Here is a 26349-nt window from a genome sequence, read left to right as displayed (position 1 = left end):
GGTCCTGGAGAAGGGGGATCGCTGCTATCCTCATCCGTAAGATTCGAAGACTCGCCAACGGCTTGGAGGCCCGGAGGCAAAAAAAGGCCGGAGCGTTCGCTCCGGCCTTTTTATTGATTGCGATGAACGCGGGTCGGCTATTCCTTGCAGTCTTCGCCTGCCATGTGCTTGAGGGTCTCGTAGCGCTTGTTGTAGCTGGCTTCGATCTCTGCCCGGTATTCCTTGGAGAACTCGGGGTAGAACCGCTCCAGCATGGCGTAGCGGTTTTCGCCGGACAGGAACTCCTGGAGGGTGCCGTCGGGCGCCTTGGATTCCAGGATGAACGGGTTCTTGCCCTCGTCGGCCAGCTGCGGGTTGTAGCGGTAGAGCGGCCAGTAGCCGGAATCCACGGCCAGCTTCTGTTCCATCTGGGTCTTGCCCATGCCCTTCTTGATGCCCTGGTTGATGCACGGGGCGTAGGCGATGATCAGGGACGGGCCGGGGTAGGCCTCAGCCTCCTTGACGGCCTTGAGGAACTGCTGCTTGTTGGCGCCCATGGACACGGAGGCCACGTAGACGTAGCCGTAGGTCATGGCCATGCGTCCCAGGTCCTTCTTGTTGGTCGTCTTGCCGGCCGCCGCGAACTTGGCGATGGAGCCGAGCGGGGTGGCCTTGGAGGACTGGCCGCCGGTGTTGGAGTACACTTCGGTGTCGAGGACCAGGACGTTGATGTCCTTGCCGGAAGCCAGCACGTGGTCCAGGCCGCCGTAGCCGATGTCGTAGGCCCAGCCGTCGCCGCCGAACACCCAGATGGACTGCTTGGTGAACAGGTCGGACATGTCCAGGATTTCCTTGAGGGCCTTTTTGCGCGTGCCCTTGAGGGCCTTTTTGAGGGCCTCGCCGGCGGCCTTGGATTCCTCGGGGTCGTCCATGACCTTGGCCCACTTGTTCAGCTTGGTCTTGAGCGCGCCTGTCTCGGCCTTGGCGGCCTCCTTGCAGAGCGCGGCCAGGTGGGTGCGGCGCTGGTCCGTGGCCATCTCGATGCCGTAGCCGAACTCGGCCGCGTCCTCGAACAGGGAGTTGCCCCAGGCCGGGCCGTGGCCGTCGGGATTGACGCAGTACGGAGCGGTGGGGGCGGAAGCGCCCCAGATGGACGAACAGCCGGTGGCGTTGGCGATGACCATGCGCTCACCGAAGAGCTGGGTGATGACCTTGACGTACGGGGTCTCGCCGCAGCCCGCGCAGGCCCCGGAGAACTCCATCAGCGACTTGCGGAACTGGGAGCCCTTGACCGTGTCGCGGCCAAAGACGTCCTTGTAGGAGACGGTGTCCGAGAAGTCGAAGTTGGGCACCTGGACCTCGGTCTGGGTGGCTATGGGCTTCATGACCAGGGCCTTTTCCTTGGCCGGGCAGATGTCGGCGCAGTTGCCGCAGCCCAGGCAGTCCAGGGAGTTGACCTGGAGGCGGAAGTGCATGCCCTTGATGTCCTTGCCCACCGCGTCGATGGTCTCATAGGTGGCCGGGGCCTTCTTCATCTCCTCGTCGGTGGCCAGCACGGCGCGCAGGGCGGAGTGCGGGCAGACAAAGGCGCACTGGTTGCACTGGATGCAGTTTTCCTTGATCCACTCGGGCACCAGGATGGCCACGCCGCGCTTCTCGTATTTGGAGGTGGCCGAAGGCATGGTGCCGTCGTGGGAGAAGACCGACACGGGCAGGGAATCGCCCTTCTGGGCCAGGACCGGGCGCATGACGTTCTTGACGTAGTCCGGCTCGCGGCGGTTGGGGGCCTTGTCGTCCTTGAGGGTCTTCCAGGCGTCGGGCACCGGAATCTCGACGATGGCGTCGGCGGCCGCGTCCACGGCGGCGCAGTTCATGTCCACGATCTTCTGGCCCTTCTTTCCGTAGGCCTTGTCGATGCCGTCCTTGAGCAGGGCCACGGCCTTCTTGAAGGGGATGACGTCGGCCAGCTTGAAGAAGGCGGTCTGCATGACCATGTTGATGCGTCCGCCGAGGCCCGCCTCGCCCGCGATTTTGACCGCGTCCACGGTGTAGAACTTCAGGCCCTTTTCGGCGATGGTCCGGCGCATGGCGGCGGGCAGTTTCTTGTCCATCTCCTCGGCGGTCCAGGGACAGTTGAGCACGAAGGTGCCGCCGTCCTTGATGCCTTCGAGCACGTCATAGAGGTTCACGTAGCTCGGGTTGTGGCAGGCGATGTAGTCCGCGTTCTGGACCAGGTAGGTGGACTGGATGGGCTTCTTTCCGAAGCGCAGATGGGAGATGGTGATGCCGCCCGACTTCTTGGAGTCGTAGGCGAAATAGCCCTGGGCGTAGAGGTTCGTGTTGTCGCCGATGATCTTGATGGCCTGCTTGTTCGCGCCCACGGTGCCGTCGGAGCCCAGGCCCCAGAACTTGCACTGGACCGTGCCTTCGGGGGTGGTGTCCACGCAGTCGCAGTCGAACAGCGAGGTCATGGTCACATCGTCGGTGATGCCGACCGTGAAGCCGTTCCTCGGCCGGTTCAGGGAGTTGTAGACCGACTCGACCTGGGCCGGGGTGAAGTCCTTGGAGCCCAGCCCGTAGCGGCCGCCCACGATGACCGGGGCGTTGCGCTTGCCCGCGTAGGCGGCGCAGATGTCGAGGTACAGGGGATCGCCCAGGGAACCGGGTTCCTTGGTGCGGTCCAGGACCGCGATCTTCTTGACGGTCTTGGGGATGGCGGCGAGCAGGTGCTTGACCGAGAAGGGCCGGTACAGCCGGACCTTGACCAGGCCGACCTTCTTGCCCTGCGCGTTGAGGTAGTTGACGGTCTCCTCGATGGTCTCGCAGCCGGAGCCCATGGCGATGATGATGCGGTCCGCCTTGGGATGGCCCACGTAGTCGAACAGCTTGTAGCGGCGGCCGGTGATCTTGCCGACCTGCTTCATGGCGTTGGTGACGATGTCGGGGATGGCGTCGTAATAGGTGTTGGTCGCCTCGCGGCCCTGGAAGTAGATGTCCGGGTTCTGGGCCGTGCCGCGAACGTCCGGGTGCTCGGGGTTCATGGCCCGTTTGCGGAACGCGGCGACCTTGTCCATGTTCAGCAGGGGCAACATGTCCTCGTAGTCGATGACCGCGATCTTCTGGATCTCGTGGGAGGTGCGGAAGCCGTCGAACACGGAGAGGAACGGGACGGACGCCTCCACGGCGGACAGGTGGGCCACCAGGGAGAGGTCCATGACCTCCTGGACGGAGTTGGAGAAGAGCATGGCGAAGCCGGTCTGGCGGGTGGCCATGACGTCCTGGTGGTCGCCGAAGATGGACAGGGCGTGGGCCGCGATGGCGCGGGCGGACACGTGGAAGACGCCGGGCAGCAGTTCGCCGGAAATCTTGTACATGTTCGGGATCATCAGGAGCAGCCCCTGGGAGGCGGTGAAGGTGGTGGTCAGCGCGCCCCCGGCCAGGGAGCCGTGTACCGCGCCCGCCGCGCCCGCTTCGGACTGCATCTGGCGGATCTGCACGGTCTGGCCGAAAATGTTTTTCCGTCCATGGGCCGCCCATTCATCGGCGATCTCGCCCATGGGCGTGGACGGGGTGATGGGGTAGATGGCGGCCGTCTCGCTCATGGCGTAGGCCACGTGCGCGGCAGCGGTATTGCCGTCCATTGTTTTCATGGTCTTCTTGGGCATTTGCTTCTCCAAGTGTTTTGATTTGACCTGTATCTGCCTGGGGACATATTGCGGGTCTCGACGCTCGATTCCCGTGCGGTCCATGCGGACCGGATCATGCATGAATATTCACGCTCCATCATAGTTGTTTCGCGATTTATGAAGCCGGGGTCAAGTCCTTTGCCCTCCGTTCCCCGAGCAATCGACGCCATTTACCGAATATTCGGGGCCGCCGCAGGACGGATGCCGGTTTTATGATAGAATTCATAGCGTTGGCCGGTGGGGTTTCATGGCGCTCGATCGGGTGCTTTGGCAATCGCATACCCGGGCGCGTGTCACAGCGGGAGACGGCCGAAAAAAAGGCCCCGGTGTTTCGGGGCCTTTTTCCTCTTTTTCGGCATTATTTTTCGGTTTTGAATCCGGCGCGGCTCCAGGCGATGTAGCCGCCGGCCAGGCTGCGGACGTCCCAGTAGCCGTGCTTCTGCAGGTAGGAGGCGGCGATGTTGGCGCGATAACCCGCCGCGCAGTAAAGCAGGTGGTGGGTGTCCTCGTCGAGATCGAACTTGCCGTCCAGAATATCCACGAGCGGGATATGCCTTGCGCCGGGGATGTGGCCGTTCTCCCACTCGACCGGGGTGCGCACGTCGATCAGGCTGATCGCCTTGCCTTGCTCCTGGACGTTTTGCAGGACCTGGGCCGAGTCGATGGCCAGGGAATCCACCGCGCGGCCGCTGTAGACCCAGGCCTGGATGCCGCCGGACAGGTAGCCCAGGATGTTGTCGTAGCCGATGCGGTGCAGTTCCACGCGCATGCGCTCGTAGTCGTCGCGGGTGTCCACCACCAGGAGGATGTCCGCGTCCGGCTCCACGGTCATGCCCACCCAGTTGGCCAGGCTCGGCTCGAAGCCGATGTTCAGGGAGCCGGGGATGTGGTACCCGGCGTAGGCCGCCGCGTCGCGCACGTCGATGACCACCGCGCCGTCCTGCATCTTCTCCTCGAACTTGTACGGGTTCATGGCCAGGTCCAGGGGGCAGCGTTCGAGCAGGGGCGCGCCCGAGGCGTTGGTGGAGATGATGTGGGTGAAGGACTTGGGCCGGGCCGGGAAGTTCTGGCTCATGGCCAAGTGGAAGTCCTCGAATTTGTCGAAGCCGAGCATGGGATTGTGGCGGCGTTCGAAGCCCAGGGTGGAGCTCGGTTTGGAGGACATGCCGCGCCCGCACAGGGACCCCGCTCCGTGGGCCGGGAAGACCTCCAGGCTGTCCGGGAACTGGGCGAACTTGACGTACAGGGAGTTCCAGAGGTTCTCGACCTGCTCGTAGAGCCTGGCCCCGCCCACCAGGTCGGGCCGCCCGATGTCGCCCACGAACAGCACGTCGCCGGTCAGCAGCATCCACGGCTCGTCGCCGCGCGTGGTGTCCGTGACCAGCAGGGACAGGGCGTCCGGGGTGTGGCCGGGGGTGAAAAGCACCTCGAGTTTGGCGTTGCCCACGGTCAACTGCTGGCCTTCCACCAGGGGGGTGAATTCGTAGTCCACCGGGGAGGTTTCGTAGACCATGATGTCGCAGCCGGTCTGCGACTTCAGTTCCTGCGCGCCGGACACGTGGTCCGCGTGCACGTGGGTATCGATGACGTGGACTATCCTCATGCCTTCCTCGCGGGAGATGTCCAGGTAGTCCTGCACGTCCCGCTTGGGGTCCACAACAACCATCTCACCGGCGGCGGGGCAGCCGATGACGTAGGAAAAGCAACCAAGTCCGGGGGTGGTGATCTGTTTGAAGTACATTGAGAGCTCCTTGGTGAATTCTCTTCTTGCTACGGCAAGGATAAGCACAAAGAATGTTCAATGCAACATGTGATCAAGTATTCGGGTACTCCTACTTGAGCTCCTCGGCCTTGGCCCGGAAGCGTCCGGCCAGGTCGTCCATCAGGTCGGCGGCGGTGCCGAACGCCTTCAGCTTCTCCTCGGGTTGGCCCAGCGTGCGGCGGTAGGCCCACTGGGAGAGATAGAAGAGCTCGGACTCGGGGCACGACTGGCAGACCTGCCTGAGGTGGGTGACGATCTCGGCCCGGGTCCGCTCGCGGAACAGGATGGCCTGCTTGAGTCGGTCGCTGGCCTCGCCCGTGGCCTTGCCGTCGGCCATGGCGGCCTGGAGCTGGCCGTTGGCCCGTTCCACGGCCTTGGCCGCGCGGCGGTACTTGCCCGCCATCTCGACGATGGACGGATCGTCGGCAAAGGCGTGGAAGACCTCGGCGGTGCCCTCAATGCGGCGGGCGTTGAGCCGGAGCATGACCTTGATCTCGTCGGTGGTCAGGGTCCGGTTCTCGGTGGTCTTGCCGACCACGTATTCGCGCTCGGTGTTGGCCGCGGTGTCCACCAGGTGGACCATGAAGGCCGGGGCGTAGATATCGTACAGGGTCTTGAGCATGGTCGGCGTGAAGGCGTAGTCGTAGACCGCCTTGCGCGAGCCATTGATGTCGTTGCCGGATACGGCGAAGCCGTCCAGCTCGCGGCCGTAGTAGCGGTTCAGGGCCACGGCCGTGGCCAGGGAGTCGGGCTTGCCGTTGGGGCCGCGCGGCTGGAAGCGATGCAGCAGGAAGTCGGCCAGGGATTCCACGAAGGTGAAGGTGACCACCTTGTCCTCGGAGACCTCGATGGTCTTGGGCTCCTGGGGCTTCTCGGGTTCGGCGGCGGGCGGCGGCGTGACCGTCTCGGGCTTGGCCGTGGAGGCCGAATAGTCGGGCTTGGCCTCCTGGCCCTTGTCCACCCAGTCGGGGGCCTTGGCGGGCTCGGTCGCGGGTTCGGCGACCTCCTGCCGCACGGCGGAGGGTTCTTCATTGTTCCGGTTCAGGATGAAAAAGGCGCCGACGGCGAGCAGTACGGCGCAGGCGATGAGTATGAGGGCGGTCCGGTTCTGTTTCATGACCATGCCTCCCGGCAGGGGGTGTTGGTTGGCCTTCGTGGGTAAGGCGTACTCGATGTCCTTGTCGGCGCGGGCCGATGCCGTTTCGACGGGAACCCGCCCCGTCGAGCCCAAGGCTACCCCGAGCGCCCGTTTTGGGCAATGCCTCTTTGGGCCCGGCGGCCCGACCTTCAGACGGTCCGGGCCGGAGCCATGAGGGGACGGCCTGCCCCTTCCTCGCTGCGGACGTCACGGCGCGACAGGTTGCGATCTCTGGCAACCTCTTGATCTTTAAGAGTATAGTTTTGGATAAGGCGACGGCATGATGGAAGAAGGCCGTCGGCTCCGGACCACCATGGGCGGCCCGGAGCCTTCGGCCAAGGATGGGCTAGGTGTCGTTCTCCATGGCTTCCTTGAGGAAGGGGACGTAGCGGTGGTCCACGCCCTTGATGTGGTTGGTCAGCCAGTCCTTGAGGAAGAAGAACAGGTCGCGGCTCATGCCGGTCTGTCCCGCCTTGAATTGTTCGATGAACGCCGTGGTGTCGCTCAGCAGCTTCCGGTGCACGGCCTTGTGCTGATCGGTCTCGGGGTAGCCGTACTTGTCGAACAGGGTCTCCTCCTGTTCGAAATGGAAGACGGCATAGTGGCCCAGTTCGTCCAGTATTTCGCCGAGCACGGCCTTGCCCTTGCCCTGCTGCATGGCGCTGTTGAGGCGGTTGATCAGGCCGATCAGTTCCTGGTGCTGTTCATCAATGAGTTCGATGCCGGTGGCGATGGAATCGTCCCAGACAATGAGCGGCGGGGTCTCGTCGAGTTCCACGGGGGCTCCGCGCAGCGGCCGGGCCGGTTTGAGGGCGGCCGCCACGGCGGGTTTGGGCGCGGGTCCCTTGACCGCCCGGGGGGCCTCCCCGGCGGGCCTGTAGGCCGGTTCGGCCGGGGGCAGGGGCTCCCTGCGCGGCTTGAACACCCGGGGCGGCGCCGGGCATTCTTTGTCGCCCTCGGTCCTGAAGAACAGCAGCTCCTGGCGGAGGCCGGACGCTTCGCCGGACAGCTCCTCGGTGGTCTCGGACAGTTGGCGGGCCATCCGCGCGGTGTCCTGGATGCCTGAATCCAGGTCCCGGACGGCCTTGCCGACCATCTCGGTGTCGCGGTGCTGCTCGGAGCTGGAGGCGTTGATCTCCTCGATCATGGCGGCGGTCTTTTCGATGTCGGGCACCAGCAGCTTGAGCAGGTCGCCCGCCTGGTTGGAGATGTCCACGGTGTCGGCGGAGAGCTCGCCGATCTCCTTGGCCGCCTGGCCGGACCGCTCGGCCAGCTTGCGCACCTCGGAGGCGACCACGGCGAACCCCTTGCCGTGCTCCCCGGCCCGGGCCGCTTCGATGGCCGCGTTCAGGGCCAGGAGGTTGGTCTGCCGGGCGATTTCCTCGATGACCGTGATCTTGCCCGCGATGGTCGTGATGGCCTCCAGGGCCGTGCCCACGGATTCCCCGCTCTGCCGGGCGTCCGTGGCCGCCTTCATGGCCAGATGGTGGGTCTCCATGGAATTGCTGGCCGTGGTGGCGATGTTGGTGCGCATCCCCTCCATCAGGGAGGCGATCTCGCTGACCGAACCGGCCTGGCGCGTGGCGTTCTGGGCCAGGGTGGCGGCCATATCGTTCAGCCCGGCACTTCGTTCGGCCATGGTCACGGTGGAGTCCTTGGCCTGGCTGACCACGTCCTTGAGCCGTTCCTCCATGGAGGTCAGGGCGCGGGCCACCAGCCCGATCTCGTCATTCTGGTCGTTGACGCAGACCTGGGTCAGGTCGCCCTTGCAGATGATGTCCATGGCCGAACTGAAGGTGTGCAGCGGCCGGACGAGCTTGCGCTGGATGGCCAGGAAGCTGATCAGCGTGGTCAGGAGCATGATGGCGATGCCGATGACCTGCGACAGGAGCAGGACGTTTACGCGGCTTTCCGACTCCGCCTGCATCATGGTCACGGCCTGGTTCATGTTGACCAGCACGGCCAGGCTCTGCTTGTTGAAGTCGCCGCCCAGAGTCTGGTGCTCCAGTATGGCGTCAATGGCGGCGCTGTATGGTTCCCACAGCGCCTGCACCTTGAGCAGCTGGGTCCTGACGGCTTCGGACGGGGAGGGCAGGTCCCGCTTCTCGCCGTCCGGGTCGGCGGTGACCGGGGCCGGGCCCGAGTCGGCCAGGGCGGCCAGGGTCTCCCGGAACAGGCGGGAGGTGGCCTTCACCTGTTTGCCGATCTCAGCGCCGTCCCGGCCCGCGCGCCGCTCTTCGAGATAGAGCAGGGCCTCCTTGGCCATCTTCTGGCTGAGCATGCGCTGGCGGCCCGCCAGGTTGATGACCAGCCCGTCGTGATTCTGGGCCGAGGTGATGACCACGGTGGCCACGAACATGGCCAGGCCAACGGCCAGGAGCAGCCCGATGGCCGAATACAGCTTGACTCGTAGACTCATCCTTTCCTCCTGTGGCAAACGGCCGGCGAAATGCCGGTTGCCTGCCTGATCATGGATTTAGGATAGAACGCTACCAGAAGAATATCGGTTGTGTGATTATAATTCCCGTAGCGGGAAAGCGGGAAATTTGGATGGGCGGGAGAAGGGAGCGGGAGGGGGCGTCAGGGACGGAGCCGCCAGCCGTTGGCGTAGACCGTGAAGCCGTGCGCGCTGATGCGCCCGATGAGGGTGATGCCGTGTTTTTCGGCCAGTTCCATGCCCGCGCTGGTGGCTGCGGAAAAGCCGCACAGGACCGGAATCCGGGCCGTGGCCGCCTTGTCCGCCAGGTCCGAGGCCAGCCGGGAGGTGAGCATGGCGATTTCCACCCCGGCCAGGAGGCGGTTCTCCAGGGCCAGGCCCACGGCCTTGTCGAAGGCGCAGTGGCGGCTGACATCCTCGCCGTAGGCCAGCAGTTCGCCGTCCGCCCTGAACAGGGCCGCCGCATGGGTGGCCCGGGTGCTGTGGTACAGCCGCTGGCGCTGCTCGAACCGGTCGCGGAGCCGGAAGATCCGCTCGGGGTCGATGCGCGGGCCGTCCGGCAGCGGGCCGAGGCCGCGCCGGGATTTCACCGGCCTGAGCCTGACAACGGCGCGGCCCGGATCGTTGTCCGGAAAGGCCATGCCGAGGATGTCGGCCGGTGTGCGGATGAGCCCCAGGGAGAAGAGGTGCCCGGCGATCAGGTGCGCGTCGTCGCCCGGAGTGCGCGACAGGAGGATGTCCTCGAGGCCGGACACGGTGATGCGCAAGGTTTCCTCCACGGCCACCATGGCCGTGCGGCCGTGCAGTGAGCCGTCGCAATAGTATTCCAGGGAGGTCCCGCGAACCAGTTCGCGCGCCTGGCCCGGCGTTTCGGGACGAGGCGTGGCGCTTTCGCGGGAGGGCTGGGTGCGGACGCTCAGGGAGAACTGTGTGGAGGGCATCGGCTGTCCTTGTCGGTTCGTTTTCGCGCAGCGCGCTCGTCCCGGTCCCGGACCGGGCGGCCGGAGCGTCGCGGGGACGCTCCGGCCCGGTTCCGGAGGCGGGACGGTTTAGGCCTTCATCGCCTTGATCGGGCTCGCCAGTTTGGCGAACAACTGCTTCTTGGTCATGGGGCCGACCTGTTTGGCCTCGGCCACCGCGTACTTGTGGTAGGTGTCGGGCGTGTCGGTCATCAGGTAGATGACGTTGACGTCCTCGGGGTCGGCCAGGGAGGCCTTGGGCCATTTCTTCTTCAGGAGCGCGAGCCGCTCCTTGGCCAGTTTGAGCATGTCGGCGCGTTCGCCGAAGTTCATGGTCCCGGTGGGACAGGCCCGGACGCAGGACGGGGGCAGGCCGTTGTGGATGCGGTCGTTGCACATGGTGCACTTGGACAGCAGCCCGGTCTGCGCGTTGCGCCGGGGGATGTTGTACGGGCACGCCTCGCGCACTTCTTCGGCCTGCTCCGGGGTGAACTGCGCGGTCTTCTCGGTGTAGAGCACCGCGCCGGTCTTTTCGTCCTTGAGGATGGCGCCGTCGATGTACACGTCGCCCACTTCCTTGCAGGGCGGAACCTCGCAGTGGCGGCACTGGTCCGGGAAGAAGTTCCAGCGGATGGTGCCGGTCGAGTCCATGTAGTCGTGGAAGCGGACCAGCTTGTAGTTGTTGGGATTCAGGTCCGGCGGATTCTGGTGGCTCCCCCATTGCAGGGTCTTGTTGGCGGGAAGCCCGTGCCATTCCTTGCAGGCCAGTTGGCAGCCGCGGCACGCGGTGCAGCGGGATGTGTCTATCAGGAACGTTTTGGACATGACAGTCTCCTCTACCGTGCCAGTTCGGTGATCTTGTCCGCCTTGCGGATGTTCACGCAGCACGCTTTGTATTCCGGGATGGTGGTGTTCGGGTCGCCCACCGAAGGCGTCAGCCGGTTGGTGGAGTCGCCGCTGCCGGGCGTGGTCCAGCCGAAGCAGTAGGGCATGCCGATCTCGTGGATGATCCGGCCGTGCACCTTGAGCGGACGCATGCGCACCGTGACCATGGCGATGGCCTGGACCTTGCCCCGGATGGATTCGATGATCACGCCGTCTCCGTTCTCGATGCCCTTTTCCTTGGCCAGTTCCGGGCTCATCTCCACATAGAGCTGCGGCTCGGCCTCGAGCAGGTTGGGCACGTTGCGGGTCTCGCCGCCGCCGCACCAGTGCTCGGTCAGGCTGTAGGTGGTCAGCACGATCGGGTAATTGGGATCGGCGGGCTTGGCCAGGACGTCGGGCGCGCTGGTGGTGAACTTGTAGACCGGGCTCGAGAGCTGCTTGGAGAACAGGTTCTTGTCCACCGGGGTCTCGGCGGGTTCGTAATGCTCGGGGAACGGGCCGTCCATGCGGCCGGGGCCGAACAGGTGGCCGAGGCCGTGCGTCTGCATGATGAACGGCAGCTTGCCCTTGCCGGAGGACAGGGGCGGCCATCCGCCGTCGGGCACGTCGCCCACCCACTTGCCGTCCTGCCACTCTATGACCGCCTTGGCCTTGTTGTACGGCTTGCCGTTCAGGTCCACGGAGGCGCGGTTGTAGAGGATGCGGCGGTTGACCGGCCAGGACCAGGACCAGTTGGGATACAGGGCGATCTTGGCCTGCATGGGGGTCTGCTCCGGGGAGCGGCGCAGGGACTTGTTGCCGTCTTCCTCGGTCCAGCTGCCACAGTACAGCCAGTTCAGGCTGGACGTGGAGCCGTCGGCGTTGAGCGCCGTGAAGGACGGTACCTGTTGGCCCTTCTTGTACATCTTGCCCTTGACCTCGGTGTCCTTGTGGAAGCGGCCGTTGATGCGCTGGCAGAGGTCATCGGGATCGAACTTCTCGGGCCAGTCCTGGTTCAGGATGGGCGCGGCGAAGGTGCCGCCCTCGTTGCGGTACATCTCGCGGATGATGTTGAACAGCGGGACGTACATCTCGCCGAAGGGCCGGGTCTGGAACTGCGGGTCCACACACTTGTGGTGCCACAGGACCCAGCGGCCGGAGTTGGTCACCGAGCCGGATTTCTCCATGCGGTGGGCCGAGGGCAACAGGAACATCTCGGTCTTGACCGTCTTCGGGTCCACGTCCGGGCGGTGCCAGTTCTCCGTGGTCTCGGAGTTGTGCAGCTCGGCGCAGACGCACCAGTCGAGGTTGTCCATGGCCTTGCGGATCTTGTGCGTGTTGGGCACCGAGTTCATGGGATTGAGGCCCATGAAGAAGCCGCCCTTGATCTCGCCCTTGTACATGCGGTCGAAGAGGAACAGGTACGAGTAGTCGTGTCCCTTCTCGATCTTGGGCAGCAGGTTGTAGCAGAAGTCGTTCTGCGCGGTGGCGTTGTCGCCGAACCAGGCCTTGAGCAGGCTGGTCATGTATTCGGGCTTGTGCTGCCACCAGTTGGCCGACTCGGGATCGTGGCTGACCGGGGTGTTGGCCTTGTTGTACAGTTCGAGCGTCTGCCACGGGGCTGCGGGCATGGCCATGTAGCCCGGCAGGATGTGGTAGAGCATGGCGTGGTCCGTGGACCCCTGGACGTTGGGCTCGCCGCGCAGGGCGTTGATGCCGCCGCCCGCCACGCCTATGTTGCCCAGCAGCAGCTGGATGATGCCCGAGGTGCGGATGTTCTGCACGCCCACGGTGTGCTGGGTCCAGCCGAGCGCGTACATGACCGTGCCCGCCTTGTCCGGGCGGCCGGTGGCCGAGAAGGTTTTGTAGACCCTTTCCAGGATCTTGGGGGCCACGCCCGTGGTCTTGGAGACCTTATCGATGTCGTAGCGGTCGTAGTGTTTCTTCAGCAGTTGGAAGACGCAGTTCGGGTCCTTCAGGCTCTTGTCCTTCTTGGGCACGCCGTTCTCGTCCATCTGGTAGTTCCAGGTGGACTTGTCGTAGGAGCGGGTCATGACGTCGTAGCCGGTGAACAGTCCGTCCTTGAAGCCGAACTTCGGGTCCACCAGCAGGGAGGCGTTGGTGTACTCGGTGACGTACTCGTGGAAGAAGCGCTTGTTCTCGATGATGTATTTGATCATGCCGCCCAGGAAGGCGATGTCCGTGCCCGAGCGCAGGGGTACGTGGAAGTCGGACCGGGCCGAGGTCCGGGAGAACTTCGGGTCCACATGCATGACCGTGGCGCCCTTGTCCTTGGCGCGCAGGACGAACTTGAAGGAAATGGGGTGGTGCTCGGCCGCGTTGCTGCCCATGATCAGGATGGAGTCGGCGTTGGCGATGTCGGTCCAGTGGTTGGTCATGGCCCCGCGTCCGAAGGACTCGCCCAGGGCGGACACGGTGGAGCTGTGGCAGACGCGCGCCTGGTGATCCATGTAGACCAGGCCCAGGGCCCGGGCGAACTGGTGGGTCAGGGCGCATTCCTCGTTGGAGGCGTGGGAGGTGCCGAGCAGGAACATGGACTCGATGCGGTTGACGGCAAGGCCGTCCTGGTTGCGCAGGATGAAGTCCTTGTCGCGGGTATCCTTGACCCGCTTGGCGATCTGGTTGAGGGTCCAATCCCAGCTCTTCTCCTCCCATTTGTCGCTGTACGGAGCCCGGTACATGGGCCTTTGCAGCCGGTTGTGCTCGGTGGTCATGGACAGCATGGCCGCGCCCTTGGCGCACAGCGAGCCCTCATTGACCGGATAGTCCGGGTCGCCTTCGGAACTGACCAGCTTGCCGTCCTTGACGTAGCCGATGACGTTGCAGCTCACGGAACAGAAGGGACAGACGGTCAGGATTTCCTTGGCGCCGCTGATCTTGAGTTGCGCGGCGTACGCCTTGACGGGAGCAAGGTCGAAACCCAACTGCCCCAGCGTCATGCACGCAGCTCCCGTCCCTGCGAGCTTGAGAAAGTTTCGGCGATCCAATTTCATGAGGATGCCTCCTTGAGTTTTGCCGTACCGCTCACCGCACGGGCATTGGATAGAAGTTTATGTTGAGCGATTTTGTAATTACCATTAAAAAGTTCATGATTTCATTATGTTCATTTGAACAAGGCCCGGTTTGGAGACCCTTTTTAGTGTCAAACCGTTATGGTGAGCAGGCTTGATTAAATATAGATATCGCAAATGACAAATATTTATAAATCTGATTCGTTATTTTCAACACGTCAAAATCATGGGATTTATTCACGGTGCCAAATCCTTGTTGAGTCTTTTGGACGCCAAATGAGGGAAATAAGGCAGAATCGCGACGCCATGGGTGGTTGGGGGCGGTTCGGACGGTGCGGGGGGCGAGAGGTCCGGTGCCGCTGCGAGGGAATGAAAAAGGGGGTCGTTACAGTCGGAAACCAGCCGGGCAACAGGGCCGATCAGGAAAGAAAAGGTGGGGGGACGGCCGAACGAAACGGGAATTTTCCGGTTCGTTTGGCATTGCTTCGGTGGCGGCTATTCGGTATTGCCCAATCCGGCTCGGACCCGAGACAGGAACAACAAACCCAATTTGGAGACTCATGGAAAATCTACCCGATTGCCCCAAGTGCCGGTGCGAGTATGTGTATTCCGACGGCACCGTTCTCATCTGCCCCGAGTGCGGATTTGAATTTCAAGCCGAAGACGCGCAGGGAAAGGTTTACAAGGACGCCAACGGCAATGTCCTGGTCGACGGAGACACCGTCATCGTGACGCAGGATTTGAAGGTGAAGGGCGCGTCCTCGATCAAGAAGGGGACCAAGGTCAAGAACATCAGGCTGATAGAGCCGGAAGACGGCGTCCACGACATCTCCTGCAGGATTCCGGGATATGGCGTCATGTTCCTGAAGACTTCGGTGGTGAAGAAACTGTAGGCGGGACGTGGTGTCCGGCCGTACGCACGACAAGAACAAGCCCTTGCGATGTCTCGCAAGGGCTTGTTTTTTTGCGTCCGGACTTTGTTCGGTTGTTACGGCGTGTAGAGCCCGGCCCATTGGGGCAGGAAGAGGGACAGCGCCGGGATGAGCGAGATGATGATCAGGACCACGAAGTCCATGGCCACGTAGGGGATGGCCTCCTTGGCGATCTCGTCCACCTCGCAGCCGACCAGGTTGGCCGCGGTGAACAGGTTGACGCCCACGGGCGGCGTGGCCTGTCCGATGGCCAGGGCCGAGATGAAGATGACCCCGTAGAAGACCGGGTCCACGTGGAAGGCCGACAGGACCGGGATGAGGATCGGCATGAGCAGGTACGAGATCGAGATGGCGTCGAGGATCATGCCCAGGGCGAACAGCAGGATGTTGACCAGCACGATCATGACCACGGCGTTGGGGGATATCCGGATGATGAAGTCCGCCAGGGTGTCGATGACCCCGGTGACCGAGGCCGCCCAGGTGAAGATGCCCGCGAATGCCACGATGAACATGATCACGGAGCTGGTCACCGCCGACTCCACCAGGATTTCGATCAGGTCGCGCCAGCCGATGGACCGGTAGATGACCACGGCCACGAACAGGCTGTAGAACACCGCCACCACGGCCGCCTCGGTGGGCGTGAAGATGCCGGTGTAGATGCCGCCCAGGATGACCACCGGGGCCAGGAGCGCCCAGAACGACTGACGCAGGGCCTTGAGCAGGTCCTTCATGCAGCCTCGGCAGACCAGGCCCCGGTAGCCGCGCCGGTAGGAGATGTACCAGGCCACGAGCATGGTGGCCACGCCGGTCAGCAGGCCGGGGATGATGCCTGCCACGAACAGGGCGGAGACCGACACCGAGGTGATGTTGCCGTAGATGATGAACGCGATGGACGGCGGGATGATGATGGACAGGTCCGAGGCGTTGGCGATGGTTGCCCCGGAAAAGGCTTTGCCGTAGCCGTTGCTGAGCATGGGGGTGAGCAGGATCATGCCCACGGCGGCCGTGGTGGCCGGGCCGGAGCCGGACATGGCCCCCCAGAACATGCAGGTCAGCACGGCCACGATGGACAGGCCGCCGGTCGCGCGCCCCACGAGCAACTCGAAGAAGTTGGCTATGTGCGCGGCGATGCCCGCCCGTTGCAGGATGACGCCCGCCAGGACGAAGAACGGGATGGCCAGCAGCGGGAACGAGGCGATGCCCGAGGCGAAGTTGACCCCGAGCATCTCCGCGCCGAGGTTGAAGTACAGGATGGTGGCCACGGCCGAGACGCCCAGGGAGGTCCCGATGGGCGCGCCGATAACCATCAGGATCAGGAAGAGGGCGAGGATGAGCAGAAATTCCATGGCGCTAATCCTCCTTCCGTTCGGCCAGCTTGGTCATGGCGTCCCTGTAGATGCCCTTGAAGACGAAGACGGACAGGACCGGCAACCCCAGGTAGTAGATCCACACCGGGATATCCAGGGCTGCGGAACGGGCCTGGAACAGGGTGATCTCGTCGTAGATGGCCTGGATTATGTAATAGTCCAGGACCACGAAGAGACCGGCGGCGAGCACCGAATAGATGATGATCCAAATTTTCTGCAGAGCGCGGGGGAACATGTTGAAGAAGGTCACCATGCCCATGTGGCCGCCGCGCTCGAACGCGATGCCGATGCCGATGACGGTCATCCAGACGAAAAGATTGATGGTTATTTCCTCGGTCGCGGCCAGCGAGAAGTGGAAGATGTACCGGCTCAGGATGTTGAGGAAGGCGATCACGACCATGGCGGCCATGCAGATGGCCACCAGCCAGTGACCGAGAGGGAACCCGAATAATAACTTTTTCACACACTTGCTCCATGCTTCGGATTCCGTACGCGGAATCCCATGATAGAACCTGCCCCGGAAAGCTGCTTTCCGGGGCAGGACGCGGTCGTCACGAAGGGATCGGGGTTACTGGGCGATGTCGGCCTTGGCCTTCTCGTAAACCTCGGGCCCGATCTCCTGAATCCACTTGTCGTAGACAGGGCGCGTGGCCTGGGCGAAGGCTTCCCGTTCTTCGTCGGTAAGCATGTGGATTTCCATGCCCTTGCTCTTCATGAAGGCAATGGGGTCCGGAACTTCCATGGTGTAGTTGAATTCGTCCTTCAGGATGTTGATGGACTTGTCGCCGTCCAGGCCCGCGCGGCTCAGGGCGGTTTCGAACCGGCCCGCTTCCTTGGCGGCCTCGAGGATGGCGCTCTGGATGTCCTTGGGGAAGGCGTTCCATTCCTGCTGGTTCCAGTAGATGATCAGGGGATCCACCACGTAATTCCACATGGTTGCGTACTTGTGGTACTGGTAGATCTGGATGGGGATGAGGACGCCGACCGGGTTTTCCTGGCCGTCCACGACGCCCTGCTGGAAACCGGCGACCGCGTCGCCCCAGTTCATGTTCACCGGGTCGGCGCCGAGCGCGCGGAAGGTGTCGATGAACAGCGGGTTGCCCACCACGCGGATGCGCAAGCCCTTCATGTCGGCCGGGGTCTTGACCGCGACCTTGGAGTTGGTCAGCTGGCGGAAGCCGTTCTCGGCCCAGCCGAGGGGTTCGATCCGCTTGGCCCGCATGGCCGCGAACACGGCCTCGCCAGCCTGGCCGAACTTCACCTTGTCCAGGGTTTCGAAGTTGTTAAGGAAGAACGGAAGATGGAAAATGTTGGCCTCGGGAATGACCGGGCTGATGTTGATGGTCGAATCGATGGCGCAGTCGATGACGCCCTTGGCGACCATCTGCGAGCTCTTCAGCTGCGCTCCTTTGAGCAGGGCGGAGCCGAAGTAGGGCTTGACGTTGATCTGCCCGTTGGTCTTTTCCTTGACCAGTTCGGCGAACTTGGTGGCGCCCATGCCCCAGTACAGCTTCGGGCCGACCGTCACCTGCATCTTGTATTCTTTCTTGAATCCGGCGTTGGCGGTGATGACCGCCATGAGAACGAACACGGCCGCGAACACGACCGCCTTTTTGAGCAGTTTGAAATTCGACATTACCAACTCTCCACAGCAAAAAATGAATGCCGAAGCCGCATGCCCCGGTGCGATGCAAACGACCGGGAGCGGGCATGCTCCGACAAAAGCTATATGTAAACAAAGGGTGCCGTGCCATCTCCGATCCCGCGCGGCTCGAAAACCGCCGCCGCACGGGATGAAAACGGTGCCTGTCAACAGCGCATTTCCGCGAATATCGCCGGAAGGATATGCCGTATCCGGCCTGCGGGTCTCCCCCTTGAACAACCCACGGACGAAACCCGAAGCAACAGGCCCCCCAAGCTCCGATTGCATCCGTAGGGATACGGATTCACGCGACTTATGGCCGCGCGCCGTGAAAGTTGAAGGATATCAGCACAGGTGTTTGCAAAAGTCCACCCTCGGCAGGCGCTTCGCGGGTGCGTCGGACAGAGGGTAATCCGTAAAAGGGGAGGGCAGCCGTCTTCGGATTCTCAGGAAGGTCGGCGCCGGGTTCATCGGTCATGAATGGGCTTGCGTCCCGGCCGGTCCGCTAGTGCTTGCGGGCCTCGCGGATGTATTCGTCGACGATCCGCTGGAAGGCCCCCTCGCGCTGGAGATCGGCCATGACCGCGTTGAATTCGTCCAGCCGGTCGGCCAGGGGGGATTTTCTGGACAGGACTACGTAGACGTTTTGCTTTTTCCGATAGATGTACGGGGCCTTGACCACGGTGTCCTGCAGGTCGAGCATGCGGATTTCGTAATCGCCGGTCATCTCGGTGTTGACGACGGCGTCGACGCGGTTTGCGACGAGCATGCGCAGATTGAGTTCGAACGAGCGGGCCGCGATCTTGTCGATCTTGGGATCGTGGTCGAATTCCGGAAAGTATCTGGTGCCGATCTGCGTGCCGATCCGCAGAACATGCAGGTCATCGTACGTTCGCAGCAGGCGGCCGCGCCCGCGGAGCAAGTAGAAGGCCTTGTCGCTGTGATCCTTGTACGGCGGTTCGAGATAGTACAGGTAGGCTTCGCGGTCCTTGCGGCGCAACACGCCGGACATCATGTCGGCGTCGCCGTATTCCAGCAGATAGAGGGCGCGGCTGAACGGATACATGGCGTATTCGACCTTCAGGCCCATGCGCCGGGCGAGCATGTCGATCAACTCCACGTCCATGCCGCACGGCTCGCCGAGCTCGTTCTGGTATTTCCACGGGGGAAAGGGGTCCAGGGCCACGCGCAATACGCCGTCTTCCGCCGGGGAGGGGATCGGAGAGAGGACGGAGAGGCACAGGAGGATTGACGCAACACGCCGTAAAAATTTCATTTGCCGTTGTTTCCCTGTGATCGAGGCCGGTACGCGTTCCGTGCGGCGGCCATACCTACCGGCTCCCGGATCGCGTTTACCGGATTATGTATTACGCTCCGCCCCGCGCAAAGTGAAGTGTCTTAGCTGTGCGAAGGAACGGCAGTGTCACTGCGTTCAATGGGATGGGTGGGGATGGTCGGGCGCGACAAAAGAAAAAGCCCTTACGATTTCTCGTAAGGGCCTTGTTCTCTTTGGCTCCCCAGCACGGACTTGAACCGCGAACCTAGTGATTAACAGTCACCCGCTCTGCCAATTGAGCTACTGGGGAACATTTTTTCGTCGAAGCGAGAGAGTGTTTAAACAAATCGTTTCGGGGGGTCAAGCAAAAAGCGTAGACTTTTTCAGGAAAATGCAAATAAGGTTTTACCGGGGGCTAAGGTTCCCATTTTCTTGACGGCATCCATTATATGGCTTACGGATTCAACGTCTCTCGCATTTATCTAGATTTACAGGGAGACAGGGAACAAAATTTTGGGACAAGACACTAAGAATACAAAGAAAATCAAGCTCGCAACCAAGTCGCCCCACGCGGCCCGGTTCATGCCCATGCTCGAGGCCCTCGAGGCCAAGGACGAACTCAATTCCGTCATCAAGACGCGCGTGGAAAAGGCGTGTCTTCTCCTGGACAACGACATTGACCTGTATCCCAATAATTTCCGGCGGGATACGGAAATCCAGTCGGTCTGGGACCAGTATGGCGAGACGGACGGCGAAGTCCTCGAAAAAACGGAACTGGCGTTCACCATTGCCGGGCGGGTGGTTTCCTACCGTTCCTTCGGCAAGGTCACCTTCTTCCACATGCAGGACCGCAGCGGCAGCATTCAGGTCTACGCCGCCCGTGACGAACTGGGCACCGACGAATACCAGCTGTTCAAGAAGACGGACATCGGCGACATCGTCGGCGTGACCGGCTCCCTGTTCCGGACCAAGACCGGCGAGCTGACCGTCAAGACCAGGCATTTCCAGCTGGTGACCAAGTCCATGCGTCCGCTGCCCGAGAAATACCACGGGCTCAAGGACGTGGAGACCCGGTACCGCCAGCGCTACGTGGACCTCATCGTCACGCCCCGGACCAAGGAGATTTTCCTGGCCCGCACGGCGATCATCCGCGAGTTGCGGAACATCCTGGACGAGAAGGGGTTCATGGAAGTGGAAACGCCGATGATGCAGGCCATCCCCGGCGGCGCTTCGGCCAAGCCCTTCGAGACCCATCACAACGCCCTGGACATGAAGCTCTACATGCGCATCGCGCCCGAGCTCTACCTGAAGCGCCTCCTGGTGGGCGGGTTCGAGCGGGTCTACGAGATCAACCGCAACTTCCGCAACGAAGGCATCGACACCCAGCACAACCCCGAGTTCACCATGCTCGAGTTCTATTGGGCCTACGCCACCTTCGAGGACCTCATGGACCTGACCGAGGAGATGTTCTCGCGCATCGCCAAGAAGGTCACCGGTTCGACCGTGGTTCCGTACCAGGGAGAGATGATCGACCTGACCCAGGGCACCTGGACGCGCCTTCCCTTCCACGAGTCGCTGGAGAAGATCGGCGGCGTTTCCCCGGAGATCTACACCGACTACGACAAGTGCGCGGCCATGGTCCGGGAGAAGGGCGAGAAGGTCGTCACGGGCGAGAAGCTCGGCAAGCTCCAGGCCAAGCTCTTCGACATCCTGGTCGAGCCCAAGCTGGTGCAGCCCCATTTCATCTATCATTACCCGACGGATATTTCGCCGTTGTCCCGCAGAAACGAGGACAATCCCGATATCACCGACCGTTACGAGCTGTTCATGACCGGCCGTGAACTGGCCAACGCCTTTTCCGAACTGAACGATCCCGTTGACCAGCGGGGCCGTTTCGAGATCCAGGTTCAGGAGAAGGAGGCCGGCGACGAAGAGGCCCATTTCATGGATGAGGACTATGTCCGCGCCCTGGAGTACGGCATGCCCCCGGCCGCCGGACAGGGCATCGGCATCGACCGCCTGGCCATGCTGCTCACGGACTCCGCCTCCATCCGCGAGGTCATCCTCTTTCCGCTGCTCAGGCCGGAGGCCGGGTAGGGTCTATGCGGTTTGAGACCTTTGTCGCACTGAGATACCTGTTCGCCCTGCGGAAGCAGTCGTTCATTTCCGTCATATCGCTCTTCGCCATCTGCGGCGTGGCCATCGGCGTGGGGGCGCTCATCGTGGTCATCGGGGTGATGAACGGATTTTCGACCGATCTGCGGGACAAGATTCTCGGCGTCAACGCGCATATCCTGATCACGTCCATGCGCGGCGGCATCAGCGACTACCAGGAACTGGCCGACGAGGCGAAAAAGGTTCCGGGCGTCACGGGTGTGACGCCCTTCGTCTATTCCGAGGTCATGCTTTCCACCCGCACCGGGGTCAAGGGCGTGGTCCTGCGCGGCATCGACCCGGCCACTTCATCCTCGGTCCTGTCCCTGTCCAAGGACATGATCAGCGGCAGCGTGTCCCGCCTGAACGACGACGGGGACTTCCCCGGGATCATCATCGGTTCGGAACTGGCCAAGCGGCTGGGCCTGACCGAGGGGTCCCTGGTCAACCTGTTGTCGCCGTCGGGCCGGTCCAGTTCGGCCGGGTTCACGCCCAAGGTGCGCCGTTTCACCGTGGCCGGCATCTTCCGCACCGGCATGTTCGAATACGACTCCTCCATGGGCTACGTCAGCATCCCGGCCGCGCGCCAGTTACTCGGCTTCAAGGGCGACGTGGTTTCCGGGCTCGAGATCAGTGTGAACGACGTCTACAACGTGAAGGAGATCTCCCGCGAACTGCGCGACAAGATTTCGTCGTTCACGGTCTATGTGCGCAACTGGCAGGAGATGAACGCCAATCTTTTCGCCGCATTGGAGCTTGAGAAGACGGCCATGTTCATTATTCTGGCCATGATCGTCCTGGTGGGCTCCTTCTCCATCGTCACCACCCTGGTCATGCTGGTCATCCAGAAGACCAAGGACATCGCCGTGCTCATGTCGCTGGGTGCGGACAAGAAGAGCATCCGCAACATCTTCATGTTCCAGGGGACGTTCATCGGCCTGGCCGGGACGTTCATCGGCTTCCTCATCGGAGTGCCGCTCAGCCTGCTGCTCAAGGAATATCAGTTCATCAAGCTGCCGAGCAACGTCTACCCCGTGGACTACCTGCCCGTCCGGCTGGAGGCGCTCGACCTCTTCACCATCGGCGCCGCCGCGTTCCTGCTCTGTTTCGTGGCCACCATTTATCCCGCCCGGCGGGCGGCGGGCCTGAGTCCGTCGGAGGCCTTGCGTTATGAGTAGGGAGGCGATATACCAACTGATTGACGTCAGCAAGGAGTTCGACGGGCCGTCCGAAGTGGTCCGCGTGCTCCGCGGAGTCGACCTGGAGATTCCCCGCGGGGAGTCCCTGGCCATCCTGGGGGCGTCGGGGTCCGGAAAGACCACGCTGCTGCACATGCTCGGCACGCTGGACACCGTGACCAGCGGAAAGATTTACTTGAACGGTGTCGACCTCGGCACCCTGGGAGACAGGGAGCGGGCGGAACTGCGGAACAAGGAAATAGGCTTCGTGTTCCAGTTTCATCATCTTCTGCCCGAGTTCTCCACGCTGGAGAACGTGGCGATGCCCGCCTTCATTGCCGGGAAGGGGCGCAACCAGGGGTTGCGCATGGCAAGGGAGGCCCTCGACATGGTAGGACTTGCGCACAGGCTCGAACACAAGGTAACGACCCTTTCAGGCGGCGAGAGGCAGCGGGCGGCCATAGCCAGGGCCATCCTCCTTCGCCCCAAGGTCCTCCTTGCCGACGAGCCCACGGGCAACCTCGACGAGGAAAACGGCTCCAGGATCGGCAAGCTGCTGACCTCACTAAATAATGAATTAGGTATGACCTTTATCGTCGTGACACATAATCCGGAACTCGCAGCGATGATGCATCGGCGCTTCGAACTGCGTTCAGGAGAACTCTATGCTCAGTAATCTCGCTCGCGGTCTGGCGATGGGGATGATCGCCGTCCTCTTTCTGCTGGCCGCCGGAACGGGCCATGCCGCCGAAAAGCTCAACCAGGACATTTCCGTCGCCGTGCTGCCTTTCGAGGTCAATGCCGGCGATGACCTGAGCTATCTGAAGGACAGCCTGCCCGAGTTGCTGACCGACCGCCTGAAGGAGGCCGGATTCAAGGTCATCGCGCCCGAAGAGGTCGCCCGGATGGTGACTGACAAGGGGTACACCCAATTCGACCTGGACAAGGCACGCGAGATAGCCCTGTTGGCCGGGGCGCAATTTTCCGTCTACGGCTCCCTGAACCAGATCGGGGAGAACCTGACCATCGACGCCCGGTTGGTCGACGCCTACGCCAAGGACCCGGGCAAGAAAATTTCCGTCACCAAGAAGGGGCTGATCAACCTGCTGCCTGCGGTGGACGCCCTGGTGGACCGCATGCGCATGGACCTCCTGCGCCTGGATATCGTTTCCGAGATCGACGTGGAGGGCACCAAGGTCCTGGACAAGGACGTGGTCCTCATGCGCATGACCATGCAGAAAGGTGACATGATCACCGCCAAATCCATCAACACGGCGTTAAAGAACGTCTATGACCTCGGCTACTTCGATGACGTCCGCGTCAGGGTCGAGGACGTCGACGACGGTAAGAAGGTCGTCTTCGTGGTCAAGGAGAAACCGCGCATCCAGGCCATCGGCGTGCGCGGGGCCAAGGAGATCGACTCCGCCGACATCCTCGAGGCCGTTTCCACCAAGAAGGGCAGCGTCGTCAACCCCAAGGTCCTGGCCGACGACATCCGCGTCATCCGCGAGATGTACCGCAAGGAAGGCTATTACAAGGCCAACGTCACCCAGGAGATCGAGGACGCGGGCACCGGCATCGCCCGCCTGACCTTCGCCATCGACGAGGGCCCGCAGCTCTACATCGAGCACGTCATCATCGACGGCGCCAAGCAGCTCGATCCCGAAGACATCAAGGGCGTCCTGGCCCTGAAGGAGCGCGGCTGGCTTTCCTGGATCGACGACTCGGGCGTGCTCAAGGAGGAGCTCCTTGACCGCGACGCCGCCGCCATCATGGCCTACTATCAGTCCAAGGGCTTCTTGACCGCCAAGGTCGGCCAGCCCGAGGTGCAGATCAAGGACGACGGCATTGATGTCATCTACAAGGTCTGGGAGGGCGACCGCTACAAGATGGGCACGACCTCCTTCACCGGGGACCTTATCGACGACCCGTCCAAGCTCATGCAGGTGACCAAGATCGACGAACTCAGGCAGGAGGACCAGTACTTCGACCGGCTCATCCTCAGGGAGGACGTCTCGGCCCTGACCGCCTATTACAATAATTACGGCTACGCTTACGCTGATGTGGGCGTGCAGCTCGACGACAACCCCGAGACCAAGATCGTCAACGTCGTCTATACGATCAGCAAGCACCAGCGCGTCCATATCCGCCGTGTGCTCATCGAAGGCAACATGGTCACCCGCGACAACGTCATCCTGCGCGAGATGCGTCTGGCCGACGGCGACCAGTTCAGCGGCGAGAAGCTCAAGCGCTCCAGCCAGCGGCTGACCAACCTCGACTTCTTCGAGAAGGTGGACATCGCCCCGGTGCCCACGGGCAATCCCGAGGAAATGGACCTGGTGGTCAAGGTCAAGGACAAGGCCACCGGCAAGATCAGCGGCGGCGTGGGCTACTCCACCTATGACGGCGTCTTCTTCGGCGGTGAAATCTCCGAGAAGAACCTTTTCGGCCGTGGCTACGACGTGGGCTTCAATGGTCAGATCGGCGGGTCCAGCACCAAGTACGTGCTGCATTTCACCAACCCGCACATCAACGACACCGACCTCGGTTTCGGCGCCAAGCTCTACAGCCGGTCCACGGACTACACGCAGTACACCATCTCCGGTAACGGCGGCGTGATGGACCTCGTTTACCCCATCGGGGAATATACCAAGCTCAAGTGGGACTACAACCTCGAGGCCTACGAAATCAAGGATGTCACCAGCAGGGCTTCCAACAAGATCAAGAATGACGAGGGATCGCACCTGGCCTCCGTCGTGGGCGGCACGGTCACACGGGACACCCGCGACGATTTCCGTAGCACCACCACGGGCACCAGAACGAAACTGAGCATTCGCTTCGGCGGCGGCCCCATCGGCGGCACCGATAATTTCATCAAGTACACCGGTGAGTTCGAATGGTGGCATCCGGTGTTTGAGCAGGTCGTCTTCCATTCCAAATTCTGGGCCGGTTACCTGCAAAAGAACTTGGGCGACGACGAAGTGCCCGCTGCACAGCGGTTTGACCTCGGCGGCGCGTACACGGTTCGCGGCTATTCCAACTACCTGATTACGCCTACCGAGGGACCGAACTCCGACGCTGCTGTCGGCGGCAACAAGGCCTTCTACACGAACATCGAACTCAAGCGTCCCATCAGCAACGAGCTCGGCATCGTGGCGCTGGGCTTCTTCGACGCAGGTAACTCCTGGAAGGAAGACGAGGAGTGGTTCGAGTCCGTGGAGCGCGGCAGTGTGGGCGAGCCCTCGTTCGGCCTTTACAAGAGCGTCGGCGTCGGCGTGAACTGGTATTCCCCCATTGGTCCGGTGGGCCTGATCTACGCATACGCCCTGGACGATCTGGCCGACTCGAAGCAGCACACCATCGAGTTGATGATGGGCCAGCAATTTTAACCCGACATCGTTTTCAATCAGTTAAGGAGTCATACAATGAAAAAGATCTGTCTGTTTGCCGTTTGCTTTCTCTTCCTGTTCCAGGCCGTGGCCTTCGCCGAAACCAAGATTGCGGTCTTCAGCACCAAAGAAGTCATGCAGAAATCCGCTTATGGCCAGGAGGTGCGCGACAAGCTCGACGCCAAGTTCACCGCTCGCGGCGAGCAGCTCAAGAAGGAGCGCGAGGATCTCGAAAAGCTGAAAATGCAGATCGACAGCAACGCCTTCCAGGGCAAGGTCCTGCAAGACAAGGTCACCGAGATGCGCCGTCGCGGCCGTGACTGGAACGAGGACTTCTCCGTGTACCAGAAGGCCATTCAGGCCGAGCAGAACGAGCTGGGCAAGCCCGTGCTCAAGATGCTCGAAAAGGTCGTCCTGGATTACTGCAAGTCCCACGGCTACACCCTGGCTTTCGACAAGCAGACCCCCGGCCTGGCCTATATCGCCGACGGCCTGGACATCTCCGACGCGCTCGTCAAGGAACTCGACAAGACCCATAAAGCCGGAAAGTAAGT

17 protein-coding genes and 1 tRNA gene are annotated in these 26349 nt (G+C 62.3%); 6 read left to right on the top strand and 12 right to left on the bottom strand.

The features are described from left to right. Positions 1-137: 137 nt before the first annotated feature. From nifJ to fdnG, 7 genes are all read right to left on the bottom strand, one after another. Positions 138-3644 carry a pyruvate:ferredoxin (flavodoxin) oxidoreductase gene (gene nifJ / locus AB6M95_RS06670; RefSeq protein ID WP_371385960.1) on the bottom strand — a complete coding sequence of 1169 codons (3507 nt, stop codon included), beginning with the start codon at positions 3642-3644 and terminating at the stop codon, positions 138-140. A gap of 379 nt (positions 3645-4023) precedes the next feature. Beyond that, positions 4024-5406, bottom strand: a complete 1383-nt coding sequence (locus AB6M95_RS06665; RefSeq protein ID WP_371385959.1) for a rhodanese-like domain-containing protein — start codon at positions 5404-5406, stop codon at positions 4024-4026. Positions 5407-5497: 91 nt separating this feature from the next. Beyond that, a complete protein-coding gene (locus AB6M95_RS06660) occupies positions 5498-6544 on the bottom strand; it encodes a hypothetical protein (RefSeq protein WP_371385958.1) in 1047 nt (348 codons plus the stop codon). Between the two features lie 367 nt (positions 6545-6911). Continuing rightward, positions 6912-8984, bottom strand: coding sequence for a bacteriohemerythrin (locus AB6M95_RS06655; RefSeq protein ID WP_371385957.1), 2073 nt, complete (start codon positions 8982-8984; stop codon positions 6912-6914). Positions 8985-9145: 161 nt separating this feature from the next. Beyond that, the gene (locus tag AB6M95_RS06650) at positions 9146-9943 is read right to left on the bottom strand and encodes a formate dehydrogenase accessory sulfurtransferase FdhD (protein WP_371385956.1); all 798 of its coding nucleotides are present in this window, start codon (positions 9941-9943) and stop codon (positions 9146-9148) included. Between the two features lie 108 nt (positions 9944-10051). Continuing rightward, positions 10052-10786 (bottom strand): 4Fe-4S dicluster domain-containing protein, encoded by a 735-nt coding sequence (locus AB6M95_RS06645; protein WP_371385955.1) that lies wholly within the window; start codon positions 10784-10786, stop codon positions 10052-10054. A gap of 11 nt (positions 10787-10797) precedes the next feature. Next, the gene (fdnG, locus tag AB6M95_RS06640; protein ID WP_371385954.1) at positions 10798-13839 is read right to left on the bottom strand and encodes a formate dehydrogenase-N subunit alpha; all 3042 of its coding nucleotides are present in this window, start codon (positions 13837-13839) and stop codon (positions 10798-10800) included. 578 nt (positions 13840-14417) lie between these two features. Between fdnG and AB6M95_RS06635 the strand changes: the two genes are divergently transcribed. Beyond that, positions 14418-14750, top strand: coding sequence for a zinc ribbon domain-containing protein YjdM (locus tag AB6M95_RS06635; RefSeq protein ID WP_371385953.1), 333 nt, complete (start codon positions 14418-14420; stop codon positions 14748-14750). Between the two features lie 95 nt (positions 14751-14845). Here the strand turns inward: AB6M95_RS06635 and AB6M95_RS06630 are convergent, their stop codons facing one another. From AB6M95_RS06630 to AB6M95_RS06610, 5 genes are all read right to left on the bottom strand, one after another. Beyond that, the gene (locus AB6M95_RS06630) at positions 14846-16135 is read right to left on the bottom strand and encodes a TRAP transporter large permease (protein WP_371385952.1); all 1290 of its coding nucleotides are present in this window, start codon (positions 16133-16135) and stop codon (positions 14846-14848) included. Positions 16136-16139: 4 nt separating this feature from the next. Further along, complete coding sequence (locus AB6M95_RS06625) at positions 16140-16619, bottom strand: TRAP transporter small permease (protein ID WP_371385951.1); 480 nt, start codon at positions 16617-16619, stop codon at positions 16140-16142. Positions 16620-16724: 105 nt separating this feature from the next. Next, positions 16725-17792 carry a DctP family TRAP transporter solute-binding subunit gene (locus AB6M95_RS06620; RefSeq protein ID WP_371385950.1) on the bottom strand — a complete coding sequence of 356 codons (1068 nt, stop codon included), beginning with the start codon at positions 17790-17792 and terminating at the stop codon, positions 16725-16727. A 511-nt stretch (positions 17793-18303) separates the two neighbouring features. Further along, positions 18304-18984 (bottom strand): substrate-binding periplasmic protein, encoded by a 681-nt coding sequence (locus AB6M95_RS06615; RefSeq protein ID WP_371385949.1) that lies wholly within the window; start codon positions 18982-18984, stop codon positions 18304-18306. Between the two features lie 324 nt (positions 18985-19308). Next, positions 19309-19384, bottom strand: a tRNA-Asn gene (locus AB6M95_RS06610). Positions 19385-19662: 278 nt separating this feature from the next. Here AB6M95_RS06610 and lysS point away from each other — a divergent pair. The 5 genes from lysS to AB6M95_RS06585 are packed head-to-tail and all read left to right on the top strand — an operon-like array spanning position 19663 to position 26347. Next, the gene (gene lysS, locus AB6M95_RS06605) at positions 19663-21171 is read left to right on the top strand and encodes a lysine--tRNA ligase (RefSeq protein WP_371385997.1); all 1509 of its coding nucleotides are present in this window, start codon (positions 19663-19665) and stop codon (positions 21169-21171) included. A 5-nt stretch (positions 21172-21176) separates the two neighbouring features. Continuing rightward, a complete protein-coding gene (locus AB6M95_RS06600) occupies positions 21177-22406 on the top strand; it encodes a lipoprotein-releasing ABC transporter permease subunit (RefSeq protein ID WP_371385948.1) in 1230 nt (409 codons plus the stop codon). Further along, complete coding sequence (locus tag AB6M95_RS06595; RefSeq protein ID WP_371385947.1) at positions 22399-23082, top strand: ABC transporter ATP-binding protein; 684 nt, start codon at positions 22399-22401, stop codon at positions 23080-23082. Before AB6M95_RS06600 ends, AB6M95_RS06595 begins: the two co-directional genes overlap by 8 nt. Beyond that, the gene (bamA, locus tag AB6M95_RS06590) at positions 23072-25795 is read left to right on the top strand and encodes an outer membrane protein assembly factor BamA (RefSeq protein ID WP_371385946.1); all 2724 of its coding nucleotides are present in this window, start codon (positions 23072-23074) and stop codon (positions 25793-25795) included. The genes AB6M95_RS06595 and bamA overlap by 11 nt, the downstream gene beginning before the upstream one ends. A gap of 36 nt (positions 25796-25831) precedes the next feature. Further along, positions 25832-26347 (top strand): OmpH/Skp family outer membrane protein, encoded by a 516-nt coding sequence (locus AB6M95_RS06585; RefSeq protein WP_371385945.1) that lies wholly within the window; start codon positions 25832-25834, stop codon positions 26345-26347. Positions 26348-26349 lie beyond the last annotated feature (2 nt).

This window comes from Pseudodesulfovibrio karagichevae, assembly GCF_041414475.1.
Taxonomy (GTDB): domain Bacteria; phylum Desulfobacterota; class Desulfovibrionia; order Desulfovibrionales; family Desulfovibrionaceae; genus Pseudodesulfovibrio; species Pseudodesulfovibrio karagichevae.
The sequence above is the reverse complement of the archived record's forward strand: the minus strand, read 5'-3'. Positions and strand labels throughout refer to the sequence as shown.

Bases quoted from the DNA above. Each gene is read 5' to 3' on its own strand.
- nifJ (WP_371385960.1), bottom strand. From the start codon at position 3,644: ATGCCCAAGAAGACCATGAAAACAATGGACGGCAATACCGCTGCCGCG.
- AB6M95_RS06665 (WP_371385959.1), bottom strand. From the start codon at position 5,406: ATGTACTTCAAACAGATCACCACCCCCGGACTTGGTTGCTTTTCCTAC.
- AB6M95_RS06660 (WP_371385958.1), bottom strand. From the start codon at position 6,544: ATGAAACAGAACCGGACCGCCCTCATACTCATCGCCTGCGCCGTACTG.
- AB6M95_RS06655 (WP_371385957.1), bottom strand. From the start codon at position 8,984: ATGAGTCTACGAGTCAAGCTGTATTCGGCCATCGGGCTGCTCCTGGCC.
- AB6M95_RS06650 (WP_371385956.1), bottom strand. From the start codon at position 9,943: ATGCCCTCCACACAGTTCTCCCTGAGCGTCCGCACCCAGCCCTCCCGC.
- AB6M95_RS06645 (WP_371385955.1), bottom strand. From the start codon at position 10,786: ATGTCCAAAACGTTCCTGATAGACACATCCCGCTGCACCGCGTGCCGC.
- fdnG (WP_371385954.1), bottom strand. From the start codon at position 13,839: ATGAAATTGGATCGCCGAAACTTTCTCAAGCTCGCAGGGACGGGAGCT.
- AB6M95_RS06635 (WP_371385953.1), top strand. From the start codon at position 14,418: ATGGAAAATCTACCCGATTGCCCCAAGTGCCGGTGCGAGTATGTGTAT.
- AB6M95_RS06630 (WP_371385952.1), bottom strand. From the start codon at position 16,135: ATGGAATTTCTGCTCATCCTCGCCCTCTTCCTGATCCTGATGGTTATC.
- AB6M95_RS06620 (WP_371385950.1), bottom strand. From the start codon at position 17,792: ATGTCGAATTTCAAACTGCTCAAAAAGGCGGTCGTGTTCGCGGCCGTG.
- lysS (WP_371385997.1), top strand. From the start codon at position 19,663: ATGCTCGAGGCCCTCGAGGCCAAGGACGAACTCAATTCCGTCATCAAG.
- AB6M95_RS06600 (WP_371385948.1), top strand. From the start codon at position 21,177: ATGCGGTTTGAGACCTTTGTCGCACTGAGATACCTGTTCGCCCTGCGG.
- AB6M95_RS06595 (WP_371385947.1), top strand. From the start codon at position 22,399: ATGAGTAGGGAGGCGATATACCAACTGATTGACGTCAGCAAGGAGTTC.
- bamA (WP_371385946.1), top strand. From the start codon at position 23,072: ATGCTCAGTAATCTCGCTCGCGGTCTGGCGATGGGGATGATCGCCGTC.
- AB6M95_RS06585 (WP_371385945.1), top strand. From the start codon at position 25,832: ATGAAAAAGATCTGTCTGTTTGCCGTTTGCTTTCTCTTCCTGTTCCAG.